We start from the raw sequence: 26,061 nt of genomic DNA, 5'->3' as shown, positions 1-26,061 counted from the left end.
CCGCCTGCGGGAATACCCTTAAATTGTTGATTTTCCGTAATGCTTTCGGGCAGTCGGCAGGTGTTTTTGGTCAGCAATTTTTGAAATCATGTATTTATAAATCAATGGTTTACCATCTTATCCCGTGATTTCCCGCAAAAATCCCTTCCATCCCCGCCCTTGCGGCGGTAATGATCCATTTCATCGATATGGATGTTCACCGCCGCACCCGGTGCAGGGTGATCTGGCCGCGAGGGCACGCGGTCGGGCGGGGAGGTCTTTTTGTGGGGTCCGGGCTTTCCCGGATAGAGGCGGGGCAAAGTGGAGGCGGCAAGGCCGATCAGCTACAGTGGCCAGGGCTTTTCGCTGTTGGGCGAAAAGGGCCGCTTCGTGCTGCCGCCAGACTTCCGCAAAGCGGTTCGTGATTCCGGCCAGGGCGAGCGCGTGTTGTGCCTGGCCAAGCATCCCCGCTGGAAGTGCCTGACCGGTTTCGGTCTGTCGCGCGTTGCCGAATTCGAAAGCGAGCTGGACCGCGAAGAGCGCATCGCGCTGGAGCGCGGGGTTGATTTCGACCGCGATATGCGCGCCCAGCAGCTCTATGGCTTTGCCCGCGTGCCTTTTGATGACAGCGGCCGGTTCGTGCTGCCGGAGCGCTATTTCCGCCTTGGCGGCCTGACGGACCGCGCCTTCTTCCAGGGCGGCGGCAAGTCGTTCACGATCTGGAACCCCGAAGAACTGGCCAAGATGAGCGCCGACTGGATCGATGCGCAGGAAGCCTGCCTCGATCTGGAAGCCCAGGCGCTGGCCGGAAAGGGGCGCAAGTGACCGTCCCGCACATTCCCGTCCTGCTCGATGAAGTGATCGCCGCGCTCGCCCCCACGCCCGGCGCCGTGATCGTGGACGCCACGTTCGGTGCGGGCGGCTATACCCGCCGTCTGCTGGATGCCGGTGCCGTGGTCCACGCCTTTGACCGCGATCCCGATGCAATTGCCGCCGGGCGCCTCTGGCCGGAAACGCAAGGGCAGTCGCCCCGCCTGGTGCTGCACCCCCGCCGCTTTTCGGAAATGGTCGCGGCGCTGGCCGAAGTCGGCGTGGCGCGCGTCGATGGCGTGGTGATGGACATCGGCGTGTCCTCGATGCAGCTCGACCAGCCGGAACGCGGCTTTGCCTTCGCCAGCGATGGTCCGCTGGACATGCGCATGGCGCAGGACGGGCCGAGCGCGGCCGACTTCGTCAACACCGCCGACGAGGCCGAGATCGCCGACGTGCTGTTCCAGTACGGGGAAGAGCGCCAGTCGCGCCGGGTTGCCCGCGCGATCGTGGCGGCGCGCCCGCTCAGCACCACCGGGCAGCTGGCCGCTGTCGTGCGCAAGGCGCTGGGCCATCGCCCCGGCGCCCCCAAGGATCCGGCCACCCGCAGCTTTCAGGCAATCCGCATCCACGTGAACGCCGAACTGGACGAGCTGAACGACGCGCTGACCGGGGCAGAGACCCTGCTCGCCGCCGGCGGGCGGCTGGCCGTGGTCAGCTTTCACAGCCTCGAAGACCGGATCGTGAAGCAGTTCCTGCGCGATGCCAGCGGGGCCGTGGCCAATGCCTCGCGCCACCTGCCTGCCGCCGCGCCCTCGGCCGCACCGACCTTTGCCCACGTTTCCAAGGCCATCCGCCCGTCGGAGGCCGAACTGCTCCGCAATCCGCGCGCCCGCTCCGCCACGCTGCGGGCGGCCACGCGCACCGACGCTCCTGCTCGCGAAAGGAGGGCCGCATGAACCTGACCCGTGATCGCCTTCGTTCGATTGGCTGGGCCGCCCTGCTGATCACCTGCCTGACCCTGCTGGTCGCGCTGACGTTCCGCGTCAACGCGGTGAAAAGCCAGGTGCGCCTGACCGAGCGCCAGATCGTGGCGGTCAAGCAGGAGAAGATGTTCCTGGAAACCGAGTTCCAGACGCGCGCCAACCAGCAGCAGCTGAAGTCGCTCAACGACGTCGAATTCGGCTATCAGGCGCCGACCGCCGGGCAATACCTTGAAGGGGAACGCCAGTTGGCCGACCTTGGCAAGCCGCAGGCACCGGGCGCGCCCAGCCCGATCCGCGTGGCGCGGCTGGCCTTGCAGGGCGAGGCGGACGATGGCTTTCCGGCGATGGTCTCGCCGCTGACCGGCCGCGCGATGGCCGCCGAAGTTGCCGATGATGGTCCGCGCAAGCCGGTGACCGCCGCGACGCTGGGCGAGAAGCTGGGCACGGTAGAGCGGAAGGAAACCGCCCGGCCATGACCACGCTGGCAGTCTCCACGGTGGTGGCGTCGGGCCGGTTTGAACTGGTCAACGTCCGGCAGCACCTGCTGCTGATGGCCAAGTGGCGGGTGCTGTGGGTGGTGCTGGTGTTTGCCCTGATCGCGTTTGCCGCGCTGGTGCGGATCGCGATCCTGGGCCTGTTTGCGGATGCCCCGCGCAATACCGATGTGTTCGCGGCGCTGGTGCCGCAGCGCGCCGACATCGTCGATCGCAACGGCGTGCCGCTGGCCCGCGCGTTTCCGGCCTATTCGCTGTGGTACAACCCGGCCGCGCTGGATGGGGATGGCCCGCCGCTGGTGCGCAGTCCGCGCGCCGTGGCCGAGGCGCTGGCCCGGATCTTCCCGGACATGGACGTGGCCGAAACCGAAGCCCGGTTGGCATCGGGCAAGCCCGGCTACCTGCGCCGTCGCATTCTGCCCGAAGATGCCAACAAGGTGCACGAACTGGGCGAACCGGCGCTGGAATTCCCGCGCGAGACGGAACGGTTCTATCCGCAGGGCTCGATGGCCGCGCACGTGCTGGGCTATGTCAGTGCCGACGGGCACGGCCATGTCGGCATGGAGGAAGTGTTCGACAAGCGCCTGACCGATCCCGCGCAGCGCGGCATGCCGGCGGCGCTGTCGATCGACACCCGTGTTCAGGGCGCGCTGGAAGACGAACTGCTGAAGGGCATGGCCGACAGCGCCGCCAAGGGCGCCGCCGGGATCGTGCTGGACGTCGACACTGGCGAAGTGCTGGCGCTGGCCTCGCTGCCCTCGTTCAACCCAAACCTGATCGACCGTGCGGGCGAAGCGAACATCTTCAACCGCGTGACCAACCAGGTGTACGAGCTGGGATCGACCTTCAAGCCGATCACGGTTGCTGCCGCGATTGATGCCGGGACCGTTACCAACCTGGCGCGTCGTTACCCTGCCAACCGCCCAATCGAGATCGGCGGCTTCCGCATCCGCGACAGTCACGATCTGGGCGCATCGCTGAACGTGCCGGAATCGCTGGTGCAGTCGTCCAACATCGTCACCGCCCTGATCGCGGACGAGTTGGGCGCGGCGCGGCTCAACGCGACGATGCGGGCGCTGGGGATGAACGAGCGCCCCTATATCGAACTGCCCGCGCGCGGGTTCCCGCTCTGGCCCAAGGGCGACTGGTCGCGGATCACGACGATGACGGTGTCTTACGGCCACGGCATCGCGGTCACGCCGCTGCATTTGGCCAGCGCTTATGCCGCGCTGGTCAATGGCGGGGTCTGGCGTCCGGCCACCCTGCAAAAGGTCCAGCCCGGCGTCGAAGTGCCGGGTCGGCGCGTATTCAAGGCCAGCACCAGCGCGCGGATGCGCCAGCTGCTGCGGATGATCGTGGACGTCGGTACGGGGAAGAAGGCCAACGCCGCCGGCTACCGCGTGGGCGGCAAGACCGGATCGGCGGAAAAGCCGGGCGTAGGCGGCTATCAGCGCAGCAATCTGGTGGCGACGTTTGCGGCCGCCTTCCCGATGGATCACCCGCGCTATGTCGTGATTGCCATGCTGGATGAACCGCAGGGGACGGTTGCCACGTCGGGCCAGCGCACCGCTGCGTGGAACGCCGCGCCAGTGGTGGGCCGGGTCGTCCCGCGGATCGGGCCGCTGCTGGGCATCATGCCAGATGACAGCCGCGACGTGGACATTACGGACGTTGCCCCGCTGGTCGCGAATGGAGACGGTGAATGAAGCTGACGGTTCTGGCAACGCGCGCCGGTGTGACGCTGCCCGCAGGAGCCGAAGCGCAAATTACCGGGTTTGCCATCGACAACCGCAAGGTCGCCCCCGGCACGGTGTTCGGCGCGTTTCAGGGCGCCCGCGTGAATGGGGAGGACTTCATCCCCGCCGCCATTGCCGCGGGAGCCGTCGCCATCGTTGCTCGCCCCGCAGCGGTGGTCAGCGGCGCGATTCACATCGCGGCGGACAACCCGCGCCAGACCTTTGCCCGGCTGGCAGCGCAGTTCTTTACCCCCGTGCCGGACACCATTGTCGCGGTGACCGGGACCAACGGCAAAACCTCGGTCGCCGAAATGACCCGCCAGATCTGGCGCATGGCGGGCCACCGCGCCGCCTCGATCGGAACGCTGGGGGTGACGACGTCTGACGAGAGCGTTTCGACCGGGCTGACCACGCCCGACATCGTCACGTTCCTGGCGAACATGAGCGGGCTGGCGCGCGAGGGCGTGACCCACGTCGCCTATGAAGCATCCAGCCACGGGCTGTCGCAGTATCGCAACGAAGGGCTGCGGGTGGTGGCGGGCGCGTTCACCAACCTCAGCCGCGATCACCTTGATTATCACGCCGACATGGAAGATTACTTCGCGGCCAAGATGCGGCTGTTTGGTGAAGTCGTCGATGCGGACGGCACGGCGGTGGTCTGGGCGGACGACGAGTGGTCGGACAAGGCCATCACCCATGCCCGCCAGCGCGGCCTCGCTGTGCTGACGGCGGGGGAACGGGCTGATGCCGAAGGGCTGCGGCTGGTGTCGCGCACGCCGGGGCAACTGGGGCAGGTGCTCGAAATCGAATGGGCGGGCACGGTCCGCAAGGTCAATCTGCCGCTGATCGGGGCCTATCAGACCGCCAACGCGCTGGTTGCGGCCGGGCTGGTGCTGGCCAGCGGCGGCGATGCGGCGCAAGTGTTCGATGCGCTGGGCCGGTTGCAGCCGGTGCGCGGGCGGCTGGAGCGGGCGGCGATTTCGCGCAGCGGCACGCCGGTCTATGTCGATTATGCCCATACCCCCGATGCGCTGGAAGCCGCCATTGCGGCGCTGCGCCCGCACTGCGCCGGGCGGCTGATCGTGGTGTTCGGCGCGGGCGGTGATCGGGATCAGGGCAAGCGCCCGGAAATGGGCCGGGTTGCCGCGCTTCAGGCCGATCTGGGCATCGTGACTGATGATAACCCCCGCAGCGAAGATTCCGCCACGATCCGCGCCATGATACTGGCGGGTGGCGACGGAGCCTTGCGTGAAGTGGGCGACCGGCGCGCAGCCATCGCGGCGGCCATCGCCGAGGCAGGACGGGACGATATCGTGCTTATTGCGGGCAAGGGACATGAACAGGGCCAGATCGTGGGCGCAGGCGCGGAGATGCGCGTGCTGCCGTTTGACGATGTGACCGTCGCCAGGGAGTGCGCAGCATGAACGCAGCCGTCCGGATTCTCGCCTGGCCGACCGAGGTTGAGGACGATCTGCCGCTTGCGCTGTGGGACTCAGGCGCCATTGCCCGCGCGGTCGGCGGCACCGCCAGCGGTGATTTTCAGGTATCCGGCGTGGAAATCGACAGTCGCGACGTGGTGGAAGGCGACCTGTTCTTCGCGCTGAAGGGCGAAAGCATGGACGGCCACCGCTTTGTCGAGGCGGCCTTTGCCAAGGGTGCGGCGGCGGCGGTCGTGGACCGCCCGGTCGCGGGTCCGCACATCCTCGTGGCCGATACCAACGCCGCGCTGGGCCTGCTGGCCAAAGCCGCCCGCGAACGCGGTGAGCCGTGCGTGATCGGGGTCACCGGATCGGTCGGCAAGACCGGCGTGAAGGAAGCGATTTTCGCCGCGCTCGACCGGTCGAGCCGGGGCAAGGCGCATCGCAGCGTCAAGAGCTATAACAACCACGTCGGCGTGCCGCTGAGCCTGGCGCGGATGCCCGCGCGAGCGAAGTTCGGCGTGTTCGAAATGGGCATGAACCATGCCGGCGAAATCGCTGATCTGACCGCACAAGTTCGTCCGCACGTGGCTGTCATCACCACTATCGCGCCCGCCCATATCGAAATGCTGGGCAGCATGGAGGCGATTGCCGACGCCAAGGCGGAAATCTTTGGCGGGCTGGAACCGGGCGGCGTGGCCGTGATCCCGGCAGACAGCCCCTATTACCCACAGCTGCGCGAAGCGGCACTGCGGCTGGGCGCGCAAGTCGTCTCGTTCGGCAAGGCCGTGGGATCGGCGGTGCGGCTGCTGGATGCCGTGGCGGCACCGGGCGGCGGCTCGCTGGTGACGGCGGACCTGGGTGAGCGGCGGTTGTGCTATACCGTTTCCGCGCCGGGCGAGCACTGGGTGGCCAATTCGCTGGCGGTGATGGCGGCGGTCCGCGCGGCGGGCGGCGATCTGGGTGCGGCGGGGCTGGCGCTGGCCGAAATGGAAGGGCTGAAGGGGCGCGGCGCGCGCTCCGCGCTGAAAACCGCCGATGGCGGCACCGCTCTGCTGATCGATGAAAGCTATAATGCCAACCCTGCCTCGATGCGCGCGACGCTGGCGCAGCTCGGCGCCACGCCTGCAACGCGGCGGTTGGCGGTGCTGGGGGCGATGAAGGAACTGGGTGAGCATGGCCCCGGCTTCCATGCCGAGCTGGTCGATCCGATGACTGCGGCGGGCGTCGATTTCGCGATCCTGGTGGGTGACGAGATGACGCCGCTGGCCGACGAACTGGGGAAAGCGGGCAGCGGTGCGCTTGGCAAGGCCATTCGGTTCACGCATTGCCGCAATGCAACCGAAGCGCTGGCCGCGCTGCGCGAGCATGGGGTGGAACGCGGCGACGCGATCCTCGTCAAGGGGTCGAACTCGGTCGGGTTGGGGAAACTGGTTTCCGCGCTCGAACAGAACAAGGAATAAGGTCAGGATGCTGTACCTGATCGCGCAGTATTTCGAATTTGAAGGTCTGGCGAACCTCATTCGCTATCAGACCTTCCGCGCGGGTGCGGCGCTGATGACTGCGCTGGTGATCGGGCTGATCATCGGGCCGCGCTTCATCAACATGCTGCGCGTCCGACAGGGCAAGGGCCAGCCGATCCGCGAGGATGGGCCGCAGACCCACCTGGCCAAGCGCGGCACGCCGACGATGGGCGGGCTGATGATCCTCACGTCGCTGCTGATCGCGATGCTGCTGTGGATGGACCTGACCAACCCGTTCGTCTGGGCCTGCATGGCGGTGACCGGCGGATTCGGGCTGATCGGGTTCCTGGATGATTACGACAAGGTGAAAAAGCGCAGCACCGCCGGGGTATCCGGGCGCGTGCGGCTGCTGGGTGAATTCGCTGTGGCGGGGGTCGCCTCGTGGCTGATCGTCAGCCAGGTCAACACCAACCTTTACGTACCCTTCTTCAGCAACATCTACATCCCGCTGGGGCCGTTCTATTACCTGTTCGCGGCGACCGTGATCGTGGGCTTCGGCAACGCGGTGAACCTGACCGACGGGCTGGACGGGCTGGCCGCGATGCCGGTCGTGATCGCGGCGGGAACGTTTGCGATCATCGCCTATCTGGCCGGCCGGGCTGACTTTTCGGCCTACCTTGGCATCCCGCACGTCCCGCGCGCGGGTGAACTGGCGATCCTGTGTGCCGGGATCATGGGGGCGTGCCTGGCATTCCTGTGGTTCAACGCGCCGCCCGCGGCCGTGTTCATGGGCGATACCGGCAGCCTTGCGCTGGGCGGGGCGCTGGGGGCGATTGCCGTTGCCGCGCATCATGAAATCGTGCTGCTGATTGTCGGCGGGCTGTTCGTGGCGGAAACCGCGTCGGTCATCATCCAGGTCGCGGTGTACAAGCGCACCGGCAAGCGCGTGTTCAAGATGGCCCCGATCCACCACCACTTCGAACAGCTGGGCTGGAAGGAATCGACCGTGGTGATCCGGTTCTGGATCGTCTCGATCATTCTGGCGCTGATCGGGCTTTCGACGCTGAAGCTGCGGTGATCTCCTCGCCCGCCTTTGCCGGAAAACGCTATGCCGTGCTCGGCCTGGCCCGGTCGGGGCTGGCGGCGGTGGAATGCCTGCTGGCCAGCGGGGCGAAAGTCACCGCGTGGGACAACCGCGAAGAACCGCGCCGCAAGCTGGAAGGCCGGGTTGAGCTGGCCGACCCGCTGGGGATCGACCTGACCGGCTATGCCGGGGTGGTGGTCTCACCCGGCGTTCCGCTCAATTCCCACCCCATCGCCGCCCATGCGGCACAGGCCGGTGTGCCGGTGATCGGCGACATCGAGCTGTTCGCGCAGGCCCGCGCCGCGCTGCCCGCGCACCGCGTGGTTGGCATTACCGGCACCAACGGCAAGTCGACCACCACCGCGCTGGTCCATCACATCCTGCAAAGCGCCGCGCTGCCGGTGCGGATGGGCGGCAACATCGGCCTGCCGATCCTCTCGCAAACCCCGCTCTCGCCCGGCGGGGTCTATGTGCTGGAACTGTCCAGCTATCAGATCGACCTGACGCACAGCCTGGAATGCGATGTCGCGGCGCTGCTCAACATCACGCCCGATCACCTCGATCGCTATGACGGGTTTGCCGGTTATGCCGCGTCGAAGGCGCGGCTGTTCGCGATGCAGCGGGCGGACCAGTTCGCGGTGTTCGGCGTGGGCGACGCGGAGACGCGCGCCGTCGCCGCGCGCGAAGAATCGCGCCGCGATCCCGCGCGGGTGCGGTCCGTTGACGGGCAGGACCTGATCGCGCTGCACGCGGGCTGGCCGACCCTGCAGGGGCCGCACAACCTGCAGAATGCCGCCGTTGCGGTGGCCATCGCCGAGGCGCTGGGGCTGACCGCGCAGCAGTGGGGGCCGGCCATGGCGACGTTCCGCGGGCTGCCGCACCGGATGGAGCGCGTGGCCGAAGCGAACGGCGTGATGTTCATTAACGACAGCAAGGCGACCAACCCGGCCTCAACCGCGCCCGCGCTGGCGGCGTTTCCGCCGAACCCGAACCGCCGGGTCCACTGGATCCTTGGCGGCTTGCCCAAGGGCGACCGGCTGGACGAATGCGCGCCCTATTTCGGCAACATCGCGGCAGCCTACACGATCGGTGAGGCCGGACCGCGCTTTGCCGAGTTGCTGGCTCCGCACATGCCGGTGACCCGCAGCGAAATGATGTGCGAAGCCATCCAGCAAGCCATGGCGGCGGCGCACCCTGGCGATGTCGTGCTGCTCAGCCCGGCGTGCGCCAGTTTCGACCAGTTCCGCGATTACGAGGCGCGCGGCGACAGCTTTCGCCAGATCGTGCAGGCGCTGATCGCGCCCGACGCCAGTGGGAGCCCGTGCTGATGGCGACCCATCCGCCCTATGTTCCCCGCGCGGGGCAAGGTCCGGCGGGCCTGGCCGGGCAGCGCTATCGCCGCAACCGGCGCAGCGAGCTGGCGATGTGGTGGCGCGAGATCGACCGCTGGTTGCTGGCGATGGTGCTGGTGCTGATGGCAATCGGCACCGCGGCGGTGGCGGCATCGTCGCCCGCCAGCGCGCGGCGGCTGTCCACTTCGGCGGTGCGGCTGGACGATCTGCACTTTTTCTACATCCACTTGCGCTGGCAGGTGCTGGGGCTGATCGCGCTGTTCGGCGCATCGCTGCTGCCGCGCGAAACCGCTCGGCGGGCCGGCATCCTGCTGGGTTTCGCGATGCTGATCGGGCTGTTCCTGGTCCCGCTGATCGGCACCAACGTGAACGGGGCGAAGCGCTGGCTGAACCTGGGCGTGTCGTTGCAGCCGTCAGAGTTCCTCAAGCCCGCCTATGCCATCGGGCTGGCATGGATTCTGTCATGGCGGGTGCGCGATCCGAACCTGCCGGTGATGGCGATGTCGACAGTGGTCATGGCGCTGATCGTCATGCTGTTGATGTTGCAGCCCGATTTTGGTTCGGCCGTGCTGTTCGCGGGCGTGTGGGGCGTGCTCGTCCTGATGTCCGGGATCGACGTGAAGCGCATTGCGGGGCTGGCCGGCGGGGTCGTGGCCTTTGTGGTTGCGGCCTATGTTTTCTACGACAACGCCCGCCACCGCATCGATGCGTTCCTGGGCGGCGGCAGTGCCTACGATCAGGTCGACCTGGCCCAGCGCACGCTGCTGGCCGGGGGGTGGACCGGCAGCGGGCTGTGGCTGGGCACGCGCAAGCTGGGCCTGCCAGAGGCGCACACCGACTATATCTTTTCCGTCATTGGCGAGGAATTCGGCCTGCTGATGTGCGCGCTGATCGTGGTGCTCTATCTGGCCATTGTCCTGCGCGTGCTGCTGCGCCTGCTGGACGAGGAAGACCTGTTCACCGCGCTGGCCGCCGCCGGCCTCACCGCGCAGCTGGGCGGGCAGGCGTTCATCAACATCCTGGTCAACCTGCAACTGTTCCCATCCAAGGGGATGACGCTGCCGCTGATTTCCTATGGCGGGTCGTCCACCATCGCGCTGTGTCTGGGGGTGGGGTTCCTGCTGGCGATTACCCGCCGCAACCCGTTCCTGCAGCGTGAGGGTTTCAATTTGCGCGACGTTGGCATCACCATTCCGGGGATTTCGAAATGAGCAGCACCGCTCCGGGCGTGAGCCGTCATTATGTGCTGGCCGCTGGCGGCACCGGCGGCCACCTGATCCCGGCGTTCGCGCTGGCGACCGAGCTGGAGCGGCGCGGCCACCATGTCGCGTTGATCACGGACGAGCGCGGGGCGCGGCTTCCCGGCAAGCCGGAAACGCTGGTGGCCCATGTCCTGCCGGCCGGGCGGATCGGCAAGAACCCGCTGCACTGGCCCAAGGGTATCGGCGCGATCCTGGAGGGGCGGCGCATGGCGCTGCGCCTGTTCGAGAGCTTTCAGCCCTCCGCCGTGGTCGGGTTTGGCGGATATCCGGCGTTCCCGGCGCTGTGGGCGGCGACCAGCGCGAAGATCCCCAGCGTGATCCACGAACAGAATGCGGTGCTGGGCCGCGTGAACCGTTTCCTGGCGAGCCGGGTGGACGCCATCGCCACGTCCTATTCGCAAGTGGACCGGCTGGCCGACAAGCTGGCGGGGAAGGTCCATCTGGTTGGCAACCCGGTCCGCGCGGAAGTGCTGGCGCTGCGTGACCAGCCGTTTCCGCCGTTTGCCGAAGACGGCCTGCTGCGCGTGCTGGTGACCGGCGGCAGCCAGGGAGCGAGCGTGCTGTCCGAAGTGGTGCCCGATGGCCTGGCCATGCTGCCGCCCGCGCTGCGGGGCCGCCTGCAAGTGACGCAGCAATGCCGCCCGGAAGACATCGAGGCCGTGCGCGCGCGCTATGCCGGGCATGACATTCCGGCAGAGCTGGGCACCTATTTCGAAAACATGGCCGAGCGGCTGGCCGATGCGCACCTGTTCATCGGCCGTGCGGGGGCATCGACCATTGCGGAGCTGACCGCCGTGGGCCGTCCCGCGATCCTCGTGCCGCTGCCTATCGCCACGGATGACCATCAGGCCGCCAATACCCGCGATGTGGCCAAGGCGGGCGGCGCGCGGATGATCCGGCAGGACCGGTTTACCGCCGCCGAACTGGCCAAGCAGATCCAGGCCATCGCGATGAACCCGGAAACGCTGGGCAATGCGGCCCATGCGGCGTGGAACTGCGGTTATCCCAATGCGGTGCGCGATCTGGCCGATCTGGTCGAGGGGTTTGGCGGGGCGCCGCTGATGGACGTGATCCGCGTGGCGAACAGTGTAACCGCCCCGTCCGGCGAGGCCGTGGCGGGCGAGGCAATGGCAAAGGACCTGAACGCGTGAAACGCGCCCTTTCTTCCGCACCCGGCGGGCGCATGCCCACCGATATCGGCACGATCCACTTCGTCGGCATCGGCGGGATCGGCATGTCCGGCATTGCCGAGGTGATGCACAACCTGGGCTACAGCGTGCAGGGCAGCGACATTGCCGAAGGCTATGTGGTCGAAGGGCTGCGCGCCCGCGGGATCAAGGTGATGATCGGCCATGCCGCCGAAAATCTGGGCGAAGCGGCGGTGGTGGTGACGTCGACCGCGGTGAAGCGTGACAACCCGGAAGTCGTCGCCGCGCTGGAAAACCGCGTGCCGGTGGTGCGCCGGGCCGAAATGCTGGCCGAACTGATGCGCCTGAAGCGCACGGTTGCCGTGGCGGGCACGCATGGCAAGACCACGACGACGTCGCTGGTCGCGGCGCTGCTCGATGCGGGCGGGGTCGATCCCACGGTGATCAACGGCGGGATCATCAATTCCTACGGTTCCAACGCGCGCCTCGGCGAAAGCGAATGGATGGTGGTCGAGGCGGATGAGAGCGACGGCTCGTTCCTGCGGCTCGACGGCACGATTGCCATCGTCACCAACATCGATCCCGAACACCTCGATCACTACGGCAGCTTTGACGCGATCAAGGACGCGTTCGTCGAATTCATCGAGAACGTCCCCTTCTATGGCTGCGCAGTGCTGTGCATCGACCATCCGGAAGTGCAAGCGGTGATCCCCAAGGTCCGCGACCGGCGCGTGGTGACTTATGGCTTTTCGGCGCAGGCTGACGTGCGCGGCGAAAACGTCACCCCGTTCCCCGGCGGCAACCGGTTCGATGCGGTGCTGCGCCAGCGCGATGGCAGCTTCCGCCGGATCGAGGGCATCGAACTGCCCATGCCGGGGCGGCATAACGTGCAGAATTCGCTCGCGGCGGTCGCCGTGGCGGTGGAAATGGGCGTGCCGGAAGACGTCATCCGTACCGGCTTTGCCAAGTTCGGCGGGGTCAAGCGGCGCTTTACCAAGGTTGGCGAAGTCGATGGCGTGACCGTGATCGACGATTATGGCCACCATCCGGTCGAAATCCGCGCCGTGCTGGCCGCCGCGCGCGAAGGGGTGAAGGGCCGGGTGATCGCCGTGGTCCAGCCGCACCGCTTCACCCGCCTGCGCGACCACATGGATGACTTCGCCGCCGCGTTCAACGATGCCGACGTGGTCTATGCCGCGCCGGTCTATGCCGCCGGCGAACAGCCGATCGAGGGCGTGGATTCCGCCGCGATGGTGGCCGGCATGAAGGCGCGCGGACATCGCAATGCGCAAGTGATCGCCAATGCCGACGCGCTGGCCCGCGCGCTGGCCGAGACTGTCCAGCCGGGCGACATGGTCGTCTGCCTGGGGGCGGGGGACATCACGAAGTGGGCGGGCGGTCTGGCCGCCGCGATCACGTTCCAGCGGAGGGGCGGGTGACGCAGGCGGCGCTCCCCACTGTTGCGGGTAAGCTGACGGCGAACGCGCCGCTGGCCCCGCTGGTGTGGTTCAAATCCGGCGGTAGCGCCGAATGGCTGTTCGAGCCGAAGGACGTGGCCGACCTGCAAGCCTTCCTGCGCGGGCTTGATCCGGCCGTGCCGGTGATGCCGCTGGGGCTGGGGTCCAACCTGATCGTGCGCGACGGCGGGGTGCCGGGCGTGGTGGTGCGGCTGGGCAAGGCCTTTGCCAAAGTCAGCAAATGCGCGGGCCTGACGCTGGATTGCGGCGCGGGGGCTTCGGGCATCCTGGTGTCCTCCACCGCGCGCGACAACGGCATTGGCGGCCTTGAATTCCTGCGCTCGATCCCCGGCACGGTCGGCGGGTTCGTGCGGATGAACGGCGGCGCCTACGGCGGTGAAGTGAAGGACATTCTGGTCGATTGCGACGTGGTGCTGCGCGATGGCAGCCTGCACACGCTGGCCGCGGCGGACCTGCATTATACCTATCGCCACAGCGAGTTGCCGGACGGGGCCATCGTGGTCGCCGCGCGGTTCAGGGGGCGTCCCGGCAAGGCGGAGGACATCCAGGCCGAAATGGACCGCATTTCCGCCAGCCGCGAAGCCAGCCAGCCGCTGCGCAGCAAGACCGGCGGTTCCACCTTCAAGAATCCGTCGGGTCACAAGGCGTGGGAACTGGTCGACGCGGCCGGGTGCCGGGGGCTGACCCTGGGCGGGGCACAAGTCAGCGAAAAGCACTGCAACTTCCTGCTCAATCTGGGCGATGCGACCAGCGCCGATATCGAGGCGCTGGGCGACGAAGTGCGGCGGCGGGTGAAAGCGCATTCCGGGGTCGATCTGGAATGGGAAATTCAAAGAGTAGGTAAGTCCAAGTGAGCCTTCCGAAACTCCATGTCGCGGTGCTGATGGGCGGCTGGTCGAACGAACGGCCGGTCAGCCTGATGAGCGGCGAGGGCGTGGCAAGCGCGCTGGAAGAGCGCGGCCATCGCGTCACCCGGATCGACATGGGCCGCGACGTGGCGCAGAAACTGGCCGAGGCCGCGCCCGATGTGGTGTTCAACGCGCTGCACGGCTCGCCGGGGGAAGATGGCTCGATCCAGGGGCTGATGGACCTGATGGGGCTGACCTATACCCATTCGGGCATGGTCACTTCGGTCATCGCCATCGACAAGGAACTGACCAAGCAGGCGCTGGTGCCGCATGGCATTCCGATGCCGGGCGGGCGGATCGTCGAGACGGCGGAAATCTATGAGCGCGACCCGCTGGAGCGGCCCTATGTGCTCAAGCCCGTGAACGAGGGCTCGTCGGTGGGCGTGGCGATCGTCACGGCAGATGGCAACTACGGCAACCCGATCAGCCCGGACGCCAAGGGGCCGTGGCAGGAATTTGACCGGCTGCTGGCCGAACCGTTCATTCGCGGGCGCGAATTGACCACGGCGGTGCTGGGTGACCGGGCACTGATGGTGACCGAACTGAAGCCGAAGTCCGGCTTCTATGACTTCGATGCCAAGTATACCGAGGGCATGACCGAGCATGTCTGCCCGGCGGAGATCCCCGATGAAATCACCCAGGCCTGCCTCGATCTGGCCTTGCGCGCGCACCGCCTGCTGGGGTGCAAGGGGTGCAGTCGCACCGACTTCCGCTGGGATGATGAACGCGGTCTGGCCGGGTTGTTCGTGCTGGAAACCAACACCCAGCCGGGGATGACTCCGCTCAGCCTGGTGCCCGAACAGGCCCGGCATCTGGGCATGAGCTATGGCGATCTGGTCGAGGCGATCATCGCCGATGCGCTGAACAGCAAGCAGGGGGCAGCATGAGCGCGCAGACCATCAAGCGCGGCGGCAAGGGCGTGCGACGCGCCGCCGCGGCGCAAAGCAAGGCGCGGCAGGTGCGCGCGGCCAAGGCGAAGACCGGGTCGGCACTCGACGCCGCGATGGGCTGGCTGCCGTTCAGCGAGGCGCAGCTGCACCGCATTTTCCTGGCCATGATCCTGGGCGGCGCGGTGGTCTTGGCGTGGACGGTTGCCAGTTTTGCCGGGATTCCGGCGATGGCGGAAAAGCAGCTGGCCGCGGTGGCGCGCGATGCCGGGTTCGAAGTGCGCCGGGTGGAAGTGCGCGGGGTCCAGAACCTCAACGAACTGAAAGTCTATGAACGTGCGCTGGCAGAGCGGGAACGGGCGATGCCGCTGGTCGATATCGATGGCCTGCGCAATGAACTGCTGCAACTCTCGTGGGTGCAGGATGCCCGCGTCTCGCGCCAGCTGCCGGATACGCTGGTGGTCGATATCGTCGAGCGCAAACCCGCCGCCGTGCTGAAGAAGGCCGGCAAGCTGGTGCTGATCGATGCCGAGGGGACCGAACTGGAAACCGTTTCGGCCGAGCGGGCCAAGGGCAAGCTGATCGTTGGCGGTCCGGGGGCGGGCAAGCAGGTCGTCGCGCTGGGCGCGCTGCTGGATGCCGCGCCCGCGATCAAGGGCCAGGTGCGCGAGGCGGAATGGGTCGGCAACCGCCGCTGGAACCTGACCTTCCGCACCGGCCAGGTGCTGGCGCTGCCCGAAGGCGCGCGGCAATCGGCGGGCGCGCTGATGAAGTTCGCGCAGATCGACGGGCGCAACCGCCTGCTGGGCGGCAAGGTCGCCGCGTTTGACATGCGCGCGCCGGATCGCATTTACCTGCGCGTGCCGGGCCGGACCGATGAAGTGGAACAGGCCGCTGTGGTCGCCACCTCGACCAAGGCGAAGGCCGACGCAGCGGCAGGTGCGACTGACAAGGCCGAGAAGCCCGAATCCACCAAACCGGCCAGCAAAGCGGCGGACAAGGACTGATGGCACCGCCCCGCATTGCCAAGGTATTCGGTGCCGTCAACATCGGCTCGTTCCGCATTTCCGCGATGATCGCGGGGCTTTCGGAAACGGGCGAGATGGTCGTGCTGGGGTCCGGCCACCGCGCCGCGCAAGGGATCAAGCGCGGTTACGTAACCGATATGCAGGCGGCTACTTACGCCGTGCGCGATGCGGTCGAGCGGGCCGAGAAGATGGCCAACGTTTCCGTGTCGAAAGTCTGGATCGGATCGTCCGGGGCAGGGCTGGCCAGCCAGATCGCGCAAGTGGAAGTCGATATCGGCGGTCGCCGGATCGAGCAGGACGACATCGATCACCTGCTGGTGGCCGCGCGCGATGTGATCCAGCCCGATGGTCGCATGGTGCTGCACGCGCAGCCCGCACACTATACGCTCGACGGAGCGGACGGCGTGTCCGATCCCAAGGGCCTGCATGCCGAGCGGCTGGGCGTGGACATCCACGTGATGCTGGCTGACGGCGCCCCGATCCGCAACATCACCGAAGCCGTCCAGAACGCGCATCTTGATGTCGAAGGGGTGATCGGATCGCCGATCGCGGCGGGCTATGCCTGCCTCTCTGCCGAGGAACGCGAACTGGGCGTTGCACTGGTCGAATTTGGCGGGGAAGTGACCAACGTGTCGGTCTATGCCGCGGGGATGCTGCTGGGGCTGGTGACGATCCCGATGGGGTCGGGCGATGTGACCGACGCCATCGCCAGCGCGTTCGGCATTCGCCGGTTCCAGGCCGAGCGGCTGAAATGCGTCCACGGTTCGGCCATCGCCAGCCCGGCGGACCACCGCGAGATGATCCCGGTCAATGCCCCCGGCGAGGAAGCGACCGGCCCGGCCGCGCGCCACGCCGATGACAAGAACCGCATTCCCCGCGCCGAACTCGTCTCGGTCATTACCGGCCAGCTCGGACGGTTGATGGAAGACGTGTCCAAGGCGCTCAAGGGCCTGGGCTTTACCGGCCAGCGCGGCCAACTGGTGGTGCTGACCGGCGGCGGGGCCGAACTGGCGGGGCTGGCCGATTTCGCGCAATCGGCGCTGGGCCGCCCGGTGCGCATCGGCAAGCCGTTGCACATGAAGGGACTGGCCGAGGCGCACGCCACGCCGGGCTTTACCACGCTGGCCGGCCTGGTGCTCTATGCCGCCGACGATCCGATCGACATCCGCGCGATCGGTCCGGGCTATCAGAAGACGATGCGCTATTCGGGGCTGGGGCTGGTTGGCCGCGTGTTGCGCGCCGTCAAAGAGTACTTCTGAAGTGCGACGAAATTGGCCCGAATCCGGCGCCGACTGTGGACAACGCGCCCCAGTGACTTGGCTTGCCCGATTCTTACAGTGCAGTAACCATTCCAAATGACCATTTGCATCCGCGCGACGGACAGGAGAGCGCCATGAGCATCAATATCGGACCGCCAGCCGTTGAAGAGCTGCGTCCCCGGATCACCGTGATCGGGGTGGGCGGGGCCGGTGGCAACGCCATTGCCAACATGATCCATGCCGGGATCGAGGGCGTGGACTTCGTCGTCGCCAACACCGATGCGCAGGCGCTCAACAATTCGATTGCCGAGCATCGCATCCAGCTGGGTCCGGATATCACCCAGGGCCTGGGCGCGGGTTCGCGGCCCGAAGTCGGTCGTGCGGCTGCCGAGGAAACGATGGCCGAGATCGAGCGGGCGCTCGATGGCGTGCACATGTGCTTCATCGCGGCGGGCATGGGCGGCGGCACCGGCACCGGCGCGGCCCCGGTCGTGGCCAAGCTGGCGCGTGAAAAGGGCGTGCTGACGGTCGGCGTCGTGACCAAGCCGTTCCTGTTCGAAGGCACGCGCCGGATGCGCTCGGCCGAGGCGGGGATCGAGGAGCTGCAAAAGCACGTCGACACCCTGATCGTCATTCCCAACCAGAACCTGTTCCTGGTGGCCAAGGCCGAGACGACTTTCAAGGAAGCGTTCGAACTGGCTGACGAGGTGCTGCAGCAGGGCGTGCGCTCCATCACCGACCTGATGGTCATGCCGGGCCTGATCAACCTCGACTTTGCCGACGTCCGCTCGGTCATGGCCGAGATGGGCAAGGCGATGATGGGCACGGGCGAGGGCCAGGGCGAAAACCGCGCGCTGGAAGCCGCCGAAAAGGCGATTGCCAACCCGCTGCTCGACGGCGTGTCGATGCAGGGCGCGAAGGGCGTGATCATCTCCATCATCGGCGGCGACGACATGAAGCTGCTCGAAGTGGACGAGGCCGCGAACCACATCCGCGAGCTGGTCGATCCCAACGCCAACATCATCTGGGGCAGCGCTTTCAACCCCGACCTGCAGGGCAAGATTCGCGTGTCGGTGGTCGCCACCGGGATCGAACAGACGGCCCAGCAGGCCGAATCCGCCAGCGAACGCCCGTTCAACATGGGCGGATCGCGCGGGCCTGCGCGTCCGGCGATGGCTGCTCCGGCTGCCGAGCCGCTGTTCGAGCGCACGCCCGAACCCGCTCCCGCGCCGGTTGCGGCCGCTCCCGAGCCAGAGCCGGAACCCACCCCCGCACCGCCCCCGGCCGCGCAGCCTGTCGCGACTTATGCCGACGATGACTGGGACACCGAAGACGCCGCGGCGGGTGAACCGCTGGAGCTGAACCTCGAAGCCGGTGAACCTGCCGCTGCGAGCGATGGTGACGAACTGCTGCTGGGTGCGGATGCACTCGCGGCAGAAGATGAAGCGGCATCGCCGCTCGCCATGCCCGGCCGCCGCCGTGGGCTGGTTTCCAGCGAAAGCGGCGAACGCGCCAGCGGCGCGATCGATCCGGCCGGCACGGCGGATGACTTTGGCGCTGCGGCTCCTGCCCGCGCGCCCGCACCGCCGGCCGGTTCCGCCGGTCCGCGCGTGGGCGGGGCAACGCTGTTCGAACGCATGGCCAACCTTTCGCGCGGTGGCCGCTCGTCGAGCGAAGATGATGACGACGACGACAACGATGGTGGTCCGTCGATCAGCATTCCCCGCTTCCTTGGGCGGCAGAACAACCAGTAAGGCAGAAGCGCCACGGGGCGATGCAGCCGGGGTGCCGTTTGGCAACAGTTCAGGGACGGGGGCCTAGGGTCAGGACCCATTACATGCGCCTTCGAGGCGGCGGAATGGCGAACATATCGGGCGGCAATTCACGCAGGGAAGGCTGGTTGCCTTTCCAAGGGAATTTTAGCCCGAGATGGAAGCCAATCCGCCGCCCCGGCGGGGTTTGGCCAAAATGGCCCATTGCTGCGTCAGGAAGCCTTGAAGTATCGACCTATTCCTTCGCCTTCCTTCCTTGCACTGAGCCATTTTGACTCAAACCTCGAAGGCGTATGTAATGGGTCCTGACCCTTGCAATGGGCTCTCGTCCTGCCTGTTTCGGGAATAAGGTTTTCGCGATGTCCGAATCTGCCCCCACCACCGCTGTTCCTGCCCCGCTGCGGCGCGCGCGGCTGGCTGCCTTGCTGGGGGCCAGCCTGTTGGCGCTGCCGGGCGCGGCGCTGGCCCAGGCGGACGGCACGGGTGCGGTGCCGACGATCAGCGCCCCGGTGGTGCAGTCGGTCCCCGGATCGACGGGCATGAAGCTCAATGAGGTGCTGCACCGGCTGTCACGCAATCCCACCGATGTCCCGACCCTGATCGAGGCCGGGCGGATGTCGATGCAGATCGGCGATTCGGCTGCGGCCGTGGGCTTTTACCAGCGTGCCGCCAAGCTCGCGCCAGGCAACCCGAACGTGAAGGCCGGTCTGGCCGGGGCCTATGCGCTGAGCGACGATCCGGTTGCGGCGATCAACCTGTTCAACGAGGCGGAGCAGGGCGGGGCGATCGATCCCGCGCTGCTGGGGCCGCGCGGGCTGGCCTACGATCTGGTGGGCGATAACGAAACGGCCCAGAAGTATTACAAGCTGGCGCTGGCTGCGGGCAGCGACGATGAAACCGTGCGACGGCTGGCGCTCAGCCAGGCCATCGGCGGGGATCGCCGCGCGATGGAGCTGACGTTGACCCCGCTGCTGCAAAAGCAGGACAAGGGTGCCTGGCGGACCCGCGCCTTTGCGCTGGCCATTCTGGGGCAGGGCGCCGAAGCGGAATCGATCGTCCGGTCGACCATGCCCGCCCAGCTGGCCGAACCGATGACGGCCTATCTGCGGTATATGCCGCGCCTGACGGCGGCCCAGCAGGCGGCGGCGGCCAATCTTGGACAGTTTCCCCGCGCGGCCGATATCGGGCGCGAAGATCCCCGCTTTGCCGCGTTCCAGCGCCCGCGCGCCGTTCTGGCAGCGGCCACTCCGGCACCTGTGCCGGTCGCGCGGTCGGGTGCGAAGGATCAGGCCAGGGATCGTTCCAGAGATCGCAAGCGCAGCGGCGATGCCGCTCCGGCGCGGACGCCGGCGGTGCGGGTGGCCGCGACCGCGGCCGCGCCGGTGGCCCCGATCGCTACGCGTGAAACCACCGCCACCCCGCCAGTGACGACAGCACCGGCTCCTGCCGCCGCCGGATTGGCGGCGTCTGCGCCGCGTCAGGCCGAGCTGCCCCCGCTTCAGGCGGCTGCATCGCCCACGCCGCCCACCCCGGCTCCGGTCCGACCGGTGACCGTCACGGCTGCGCCCGCGCCTGCGCCGGCCGCCGCGCCGACGCTGGCCGCCGCTCAGCCCGCCAGTGCCGAAGCGCCGCGTCCGGCGCTCGCGACCACTGGGACAGCCGCGCCAGCCGCAGCACCGGGTTTTGCCTCGCTTGATGGCGGTAGCAGCGCGGCGCGCACGTTCGAGTTGAAGCCCGCGCCGGCAGCCAGCGCGCCGGTCGCTCCTCCCCCAAGCCCTGCGGCGGCAGCGCCGGTTTCGGCATCGTCTCCGGCACCGGCTCCGGTCCCGGCCGCGCGGCCCAAGAACCTGGCGGAGCTGTTCGCCGATCTCGGCCCGCCCAGCCGTGAGGCTGAACCGGCGGCCGGGGCCGTTGACCTGCGCCGGATCGCGCCGACGGTCGATCCCAAGGCCAAGGCCGCCGCCGAAGCCAAGGCCAAGGCCGAGCGTGAAGCCAAGGCCGCCAGAGAGGCCGAGGCCCGCGAAAAGGCGATCAAGGCTTCGGCTGCGGCCAAGCATCCGAGCCGGATCTGGGTGCAGGTGGCGACCGGGCGCGACAAGTCGGCGCTGGCGTTCGACTGGCGGCGCTTCTCGCGCGAGAATGCGGACGTGTTTGCCAAGCGCAGTCCGTTCGTGACCGCCTGGGGCCAGACCAACCGGCTGCTGACCGGGCCGTTCCCGTCGGACAAGGCGGCGAATGCCTATATCGCGCAGCTCAAGAAGGCCGGAATCGACGGCGCGTTCAGCTGGACCAGTCCGGCCGGGCAGATCGTCGATGCGCTGAAGGCGGGTAAGTAGATTTGCGGATGGCGGCGGCGTGGGGTTGCCCACTCCTTTTCCACACTTTGTGAACAGCCTTGTCGAGTTATGCGCAACGGTGCGTTAACCTGACATTGTCGGATCGCCCCTTCCCGACGCATCCAGCGTGAGGCCGCGCCATGGGGTGCAGACAGCCGCCGGGAACCAAAGATGCAAGGCAGCCGAGAATTCGCACGGGAGGAAGACGCAGCGCCCGTCGACATGCTCGCCTCGCTGTTCGAGGCGCGCGGCTGGCCGTGCGAGTTCGTCGCCGAAGACGAGATTTCGGGCGAGATCAAGGGCAGCTGGGCAACCTACACCCTGCGTGGGATCTGGCGGCGCGAGGATCACGTGCTGCAGTTGCTGTGCCTGCCCGATATCCGCATCCCGGATGACAAGCTGGGCAACATCTATGAATTGCTGGCGATGGTGAACGAGCAGCTGTGGGTCGGCCATTTCGACATGTGGTCGAACGGCAGCGTCCTGCTCTATCGCCACGGCTTGCTGCTGGGTGATGACGGGCTGCTCAGCCTTGCCCAGGCACAAGTCGCGGTGGAAGCGGCGGTCGAGGAATGCGACCGGTTCTATCCCGCGTTCCAGTTCGTCTTGTGGGGGGACAAGTCCCCGACCGAAGCGCTGTCCAGCGCGATGGTCGACGCAGCGGGCGAGGCCTGAACCTTTTCACTCTGGACTTTCGGTGCCACGCGCTTAGCGAGGCACGCCTGCGCACCGTGCCCGCTCCTCCGGGTGGCCGTGCCGTGCGCGCCATGACGAACTTCTGATGGAGCAAGCGCCGATGCGTCTCGATTCAATCCTTCTGCTGGGCTGCGGCAACATGGGCGGGGCGATGCTGGCCGGGTGGCTGGCAGGCGGTGCGGATCCGGCGCGCTTCACCGTGGTTGATCCCTATCTGGCCGAGGCACCTGCCGGGGTCGAACTGCTGCGCGCATTGCCGCAGCGCCACTTTGACGCGATCCTGCTGGGGGTGAAGCCGCAAATGCTGGACGATGTCGCGCCCGCGCTCACCGCGCTGGCGGGGGCGGATACCGTGGTGCTGTCGATCCTCGCGGGGGTGGAACTGGCCAGCCTGTCCGCGCGGTTCCCGGCGGCGCGGGCCATCGTGCGGCTCATGCCAAACCTGGCCGCGGCAATCGGCAAGTCGCCCGTGGCGCTGTTCGATACCGGGCTGGACGATGCTGGCCGCGCGGCGGTGACGACGCTGATGGACCCGCTCGGCGCGCCCGAATGGCTGGCGGCGGAAAGCGAGTTCGATCTCGTCACCGCGCTCGCCGGGTCGGGGCCGGGGTTCGTCTATCGCTTCATCGATGCGCTGGCGGCCGGAGCAAGCGCGCTGGGCCTCGATCCCGCGCAGGCCCAGCGGCTGGCCGTGGCGACGGTGGAAGGGGCCGCGCTGCTGGCCGCCGCATCGCCGCACTCGCCGGCTGAACTGGCCCGCCGCGTCGCCAGCCCGGGTGGCAGCACGCAGAAGGGGCTGGATGTGCTGGACGAGGGCGGGGCGCTGCTGGCGCTGGTGCAGGACACCCTGCGCGCCGCGCGGGATCGCAATGCGGAGATGGCCGCCGCCGCCCGCGCGGCTTCCTGATACAATTTGCGACAGCTGCCGATGTCCGGTTTCGCTTGAAAGCGGAACGGAACAATCCGATATTCCGGACTTGATCCCTTGCTATCATGCCGGGGTGACAAAGGAGTTTTGGATAAAATGGCAAACTGGAACGATCCCCAGCCCACTCGGACGGGCTTCGGCGCGTCCCCCAGCCTTAACGGTGACGCGCTTGGCGCGGCGGTCAAGTTTGACGCCGGGCTGCGCCGCCACATGCTCTCGATCTACAATTACATGGCATCGGGCGTGCTGCTTTCGGGCATCGTCGCGATGCTGTTCGCCAATTCCGGCATGGCCGCATCGGTCATGGCCACCCCGCTGCGCTGGCTGATCATGCTCGCTCCGCTGGGCTTCGTCTTCGCGATGAGCTTTGGCGCCAACCGGATGCAGACCGGCACGCTGCAGGTGCTGTTCTGGTCGTTCTGCGTCGCCATGGGCCTGTCGCTGTCGACCATCTTCCTGGTCTTCACCGGCGCCTCGATCGCGACCACGTTCTTCGCCACGGCGGGCGCCTTCGCGGGCCTCAGCCTGGTGGGTTACACCACCAAGAAGAACCTGACCGGCATGGGCCAGTTCATGACCATGGGCCTGATCGGCATCGTGATCGCGATGGTGATCAACATCTTCCTCCAGTCGAGCGGGCTGCAACTGGCCATCTCGATCCTGGGCGTGCTGATCTTCGCGGGCCTGACCGCGTATGACACCCAGCGCCTGAAGGAAGAACATGCCTATGTGCAGGGCACCGAATTCGCCGGCAAGGCGGTCGTGCTGGGCGCGCTGACGCTGTATCTGGACTTCATCAACATGTTCCAGTTCCTGCTCAGCTTCCTGGGCAACCGCGAATAAGCGGGCGGGATCGGCCGTCCGGTCGGTCTGAAAATACGATGCCCGGTGCGCCATTGGTCGCACCGGGCATTTTCTTTGGCGATGATCGGGGCTAGGGACTTTGCGAGATTGCAGGTCAGCCCGGACCGGGCCAGGACCGCAATCCATCAGCTTGAGGGACAGGACGAAAATGAGCGCAACTTTCCGGCGCAAGGCAATGATCGGTGCGGCCACCCTGGCCGCCGCCCTGGTGGCTGCATGCGGGCCGAAATCGGCCCCTCCGCCGCCCCCGCCGCCGCCGCCCGCACCCGCGCCCGTCGTGTACATCCCGCCGCGTCCGCTCCCGCCGCTGGGCGCTTCGGCCGGACTGTTCGTGCCGCCGATCGGCCCCGATGGCGTGCGCCAGACGGTCAATGCCAGGCTGACCCCGGCGCAGACGATCTGGAACATCCGCTCGGCCTATAACGTCGCCGCGCTGAACTGCCTGAAGGCAGAGCATGCGGAGATCCTGACCAACTACAAGACTTTCCTGAAGACCCACGCCAAGGGGCTGAAGGCCGCGAACACGGCAGTCGACGGGGATTTCCGCAAGCGGTACGGTTCCGCGTTCATCCGCCCGCGTGAAGCCTACATGACGCAAGTTTACAACTATTACGCCTACCCCGCGACGCTGGAGGCATTCTGTGATGCGGCCACCGTGATCGCGCGCGATTCGGCCACCGTGAAGCCGGCTGAACTCGGCGCGTTCAGCCAGCGCAGCATGGCGACGCTGGAGACGGTGTTCGAAACCTTTTTCCGCACCTATGAGCAGTATCGTGCCGATGTTGCCGCCTGGGATGCCAAGTATGCGCCCACCGCGGCGTCCTCGGCGGCTCCGGCCGCGACGACTGTGACGCGTTGATCGCAAAAAGTCGCAACTTTACTCTTTCATGGGCGGTTCCCTTTCGCTAAGGGGACCGCTCTCGCAGGCCTGATCAGGTCGGCGTGTTTGCACTGGAACGGGGCCGTAGCTCAGATGGGAGAGCGCGTCGTTCGCAATGACGAGGTCAGGGGTTCGATCCCCCTCGGCTCCACCAGTAGCGATTTTTTCCCCCTGACGTGGTAGGCTGATCGTCGCAGACCACTTTCGCGACAGCCAGAACCATGCACTTTCTCGACCAGGCCAAGATTTTCATCCGTTCCGGTGCGGGCGGCCCCGGCGCCGTTTCGTTCCGGCGTGAAAAATACGTCGAATACGGCGGCCCCGATGGCGGCAACGGCGGCAAGGGCGGGGACATCATTTTCGAAGCGGTTGCGGGCCTGAACACCCTGATCGATTTCCGCTATACCCAGCACTTCAAGGCCCAGCGCGGTGTGCAGGGCATGGGCAAGAACCGCCACGGCGCGGCGGGCAAGGATCTGGTGATCAAGGTTCCGGTCGGCACGCAGGTGCTGGACGACGACCGCGAGACCGTGCTGCTCGACCTGACCGAGGCGGGCCAGCGGGTGACCCTGCTGGAAGGCGGGCTGGGCGGTCGCGGCAATGCCAGCTACAAGACTTCCACCAACCGCGCCCCGCGCCAGCACCAGCCCGGCCTGCCGGGCGAGGAAATGTACGTCTGGTTGCGGCTTAAGCTGCTGGCCGACGCGGGCCTGGTCGGCCTGCCCAACGCGGGCAAGTCCACCTTCATCAACCAGATCACCAACACCAAGGCCAAGGTTGGCGATTACGCCTTCACCACGCTGCGTCCGCAGCTGGGGGTGGTGCATCACCGCAACCGCGAATTCGTACTGGCCGACATTCCCGGCCTGATCGCGGGCGCGGCCGAAGGTGCGGGCGTGGGCGACCGCTTCCTGGGCCATATCGAACGCTGCCGGGTGCTGATCCACCTGATCGACGTGCAGGGCACCGACCCGGCCGAGGCGCTGGAAATCGTCGAGGAAGAACTTGCGGCCTATGGCGGCGGGCTGGACGAAAAGCCGCGCCTGATCGCGCTCAACAAGGTCGATCTGGTCGACGCCGAACTGGTCGATGCGTTCACGCGCGAACTGCATGAGGCCGGGGCGGAGCGGGTGTTCCCGATTTCCGGCGCGACCGGGCAGGGCATCGACGCGCTGCTCGACGCCGTGCTGGAATACCTCCCCGCCGCGACGGTGACCGAACGCCCCGATGGTGAGCGCGAGGAAGCCGACGACACGCCGTGGTCGCCGGTCTAGGCGAACTTTCACGCTGGGC

22 protein-coding genes and 1 tRNA gene are annotated in these 26,061 nt (G+C 67.3%); all 23 read left to right on the top strand.

Features of this window, described 5'->3' with window-relative positions; translation table 11 throughout:
• Nucleotides 1-300: 300 nt before the first annotated feature.
• Complete coding sequence (locus IE113_RS05035; protein ID WP_229822149.1) at nucleotides 301-804, top strand: division/cell wall cluster transcriptional repressor MraZ; 504 nt, start codon at nucleotides 301-303, stop codon at nucleotides 802-804.
• Nucleotides 801-1,748: a 16S rRNA (cytosine(1402)-N(4))-methyltransferase RsmH gene (rsmH, locus tag IE113_RS05030; RefSeq protein WP_189539325.1), complete on the top strand. Its 948-nt coding sequence runs from the start codon at nucleotides 801-803 to the stop codon at nucleotides 1,746-1,748. Before IE113_RS05035 ends, rsmH begins: the two co-directional genes overlap by 4 nt.
• On the top strand, nucleotides 1,745-2,251 hold the full coding sequence (locus IE113_RS05025) for a hypothetical protein (protein WP_189539324.1): 507 nt from the start codon (nucleotides 1,745-1,747) through the stop codon (nucleotides 2,249-2,251). Before rsmH ends, IE113_RS05025 begins: the two co-directional genes overlap by 4 nt.
• Nucleotides 2,248-3,975, top strand: coding sequence for a peptidoglycan D,D-transpeptidase FtsI family protein (locus IE113_RS05020; protein ID WP_189539323.1), 1,728 nt, complete (start codon nucleotides 2,248-2,250; stop codon nucleotides 3,973-3,975). The genes IE113_RS05025 and IE113_RS05020 overlap by 4 nt, the downstream gene beginning before the upstream one ends.
• The gene (locus IE113_RS05015) at nucleotides 3,972-5,429 is read left to right on the top strand and encodes a UDP-N-acetylmuramoyl-L-alanyl-D-glutamate--2,6-diaminopimelate ligase (RefSeq protein WP_189539322.1); all 1,458 of its coding nucleotides are present in this window, start codon (nucleotides 3,972-3,974) and stop codon (nucleotides 5,427-5,429) included. The genes IE113_RS05020 and IE113_RS05015 overlap by 4 nt, the downstream gene beginning before the upstream one ends.
• A complete protein-coding gene (locus IE113_RS05010) occupies nucleotides 5,426-6,886 on the top strand; it encodes a UDP-N-acetylmuramoyl-tripeptide--D-alanyl-D-alanine ligase (protein ID WP_189539321.1) in 1,461 nt (486 codons plus the stop codon). The genes IE113_RS05015 and IE113_RS05010 overlap by 4 nt, the downstream gene beginning before the upstream one ends.
• Before the next feature lie 7 nt (nucleotides 6,887-6,893).
• The gene (gene mraY / locus IE113_RS05005; protein WP_189539320.1) at nucleotides 6,894-7,964 is read left to right on the top strand and encodes a phospho-N-acetylmuramoyl-pentapeptide-transferase; all 1,071 of its coding nucleotides are present in this window, start codon (nucleotides 6,894-6,896) and stop codon (nucleotides 7,962-7,964) included.
• On the top strand, nucleotides 7,961-9,298 hold the full coding sequence (murD, locus tag IE113_RS05000) for a UDP-N-acetylmuramoyl-L-alanine--D-glutamate ligase (RefSeq protein ID WP_189539319.1): 1,338 nt from the start codon (nucleotides 7,961-7,963) through the stop codon (nucleotides 9,296-9,298). Before mraY ends, murD begins: the two co-directional genes overlap by 4 nt.
• Nucleotides 9,298-10,533, top strand: coding sequence for an FtsW/RodA/SpoVE family cell cycle protein (locus tag IE113_RS04995; RefSeq protein WP_189539318.1), 1,236 nt, complete (start codon nucleotides 9,298-9,300; stop codon nucleotides 10,531-10,533). The genes murD and IE113_RS04995 overlap by 1 nt, the downstream gene beginning before the upstream one ends.
• Nucleotides 10,530-11,735: an undecaprenyldiphospho-muramoylpentapeptide beta-N-acetylglucosaminyltransferase gene (murG, locus tag IE113_RS04990; RefSeq protein WP_189539317.1), complete on the top strand. Its 1,206-nt coding sequence runs from the start codon at nucleotides 10,530-10,532 to the stop codon at nucleotides 11,733-11,735. The genes IE113_RS04995 and murG overlap by 4 nt, the downstream gene beginning before the upstream one ends.
• A 32-nt stretch (nucleotides 11,736-11,767) precedes the next feature.
• A complete protein-coding gene (murC, locus tag IE113_RS04985; protein WP_189539316.1) occupies nucleotides 11,768-13,171 on the top strand; it encodes a UDP-N-acetylmuramate--L-alanine ligase in 1,404 nt (467 codons plus the stop codon).
• Complete coding sequence (murB, locus tag IE113_RS04980; protein WP_189539315.1) at nucleotides 13,168-14,064, top strand: UDP-N-acetylmuramate dehydrogenase; 897 nt, start codon at nucleotides 13,168-13,170, stop codon at nucleotides 14,062-14,064. Before murC ends, murB begins: the two co-directional genes overlap by 4 nt.
• Nucleotides 14,061-15,005: a D-alanine--D-alanine ligase gene (locus IE113_RS04975; protein ID WP_189539314.1), complete on the top strand. Its 945-nt coding sequence runs from the start codon at nucleotides 14,061-14,063 to the stop codon at nucleotides 15,003-15,005. The genes murB and IE113_RS04975 overlap by 4 nt, the downstream gene beginning before the upstream one ends.
• Complete coding sequence (locus IE113_RS04970) at nucleotides 15,002-16,012, top strand: cell division protein FtsQ/DivIB (RefSeq protein ID WP_189539313.1); 1,011 nt, start codon at nucleotides 15,002-15,004, stop codon at nucleotides 16,010-16,012. The genes IE113_RS04975 and IE113_RS04970 overlap by 4 nt, the downstream gene beginning before the upstream one ends.
• Nucleotides 16,012-17,292: a cell division protein FtsA gene (ftsA, locus tag IE113_RS04965; RefSeq protein WP_189539312.1), complete on the top strand. Its 1,281-nt coding sequence runs from the start codon at nucleotides 16,012-16,014 to the stop codon at nucleotides 17,290-17,292. The genes IE113_RS04970 and ftsA overlap by 1 nt, the downstream gene beginning before the upstream one ends.
• Nucleotides 17,293-17,426: 134 nt before the next feature.
• Entirely contained in the window at nucleotides 17,427-19,046 is a 1,620-nt protein-coding gene (gene ftsZ, locus IE113_RS04960) for a cell division protein FtsZ (RefSeq protein WP_189539311.1), read from the top strand.
• A gap of 377 nt (nucleotides 19,047-19,423) precedes the next feature.
• Complete coding sequence (locus IE113_RS04955; protein WP_189539310.1) at nucleotides 19,424-21,400, top strand: SPOR domain-containing protein; 1,977 nt, start codon at nucleotides 19,424-19,426, stop codon at nucleotides 21,398-21,400.
• A gap of 171 nt (nucleotides 21,401-21,571) precedes the next feature.
• Nucleotides 21,572-22,075, top strand: coding sequence for a type III secretion system chaperone family protein (locus IE113_RS04950; RefSeq protein WP_189539309.1), 504 nt, complete (start codon nucleotides 21,572-21,574; stop codon nucleotides 22,073-22,075).
• Between the two features lie 121 nt (nucleotides 22,076-22,196).
• Nucleotides 22,197-23,003, top strand: coding sequence for a pyrroline-5-carboxylate reductase family protein (locus IE113_RS04945; RefSeq protein ID WP_189539308.1), 807 nt, complete (start codon nucleotides 22,197-22,199; stop codon nucleotides 23,001-23,003).
• Between the two features lie 117 nt (nucleotides 23,004-23,120).
• Nucleotides 23,121-23,867: a Bax inhibitor-1/YccA family protein gene (locus tag IE113_RS04940; protein ID WP_189539307.1), complete on the top strand. Its 747-nt coding sequence runs from the start codon at nucleotides 23,121-23,123 to the stop codon at nucleotides 23,865-23,867.
• Nucleotides 23,868-24,036: 169 nt separating this feature from the next.
• Nucleotides 24,037-24,747, top strand: coding sequence for a hypothetical protein (locus tag IE113_RS04935; RefSeq protein ID WP_189539306.1), 711 nt, complete (start codon nucleotides 24,037-24,039; stop codon nucleotides 24,745-24,747).
• A gap of 99 nt (nucleotides 24,748-24,846) precedes the next feature.
• A tRNA-Ala gene (locus IE113_RS04930) sits at nucleotides 24,847-24,922 on the top strand.
• Nucleotides 24,923-24,989: 67 nt separating this feature from the next.
• A complete protein-coding gene (gene obgE, locus IE113_RS04925) occupies nucleotides 24,990-26,042 on the top strand; it encodes a GTPase ObgE (RefSeq protein WP_189539305.1) in 1,053 nt (350 codons plus the stop codon).
• The last annotated feature ends 19 nt before the right edge of the window (nucleotides 26,043-26,061 follow it).

The organism is Novosphingobium arvoryzae, assembly GCF_014652615.1.
Taxonomy (GTDB): domain Bacteria; phylum Pseudomonadota; class Alphaproteobacteria; order Sphingomonadales; family Sphingomonadaceae; genus Novosphingobium; species Novosphingobium arvoryzae.
The sequence above is the reverse complement of the archived record's forward strand: the minus strand, read 5'-3'. Positions and strand labels throughout refer to the sequence as shown.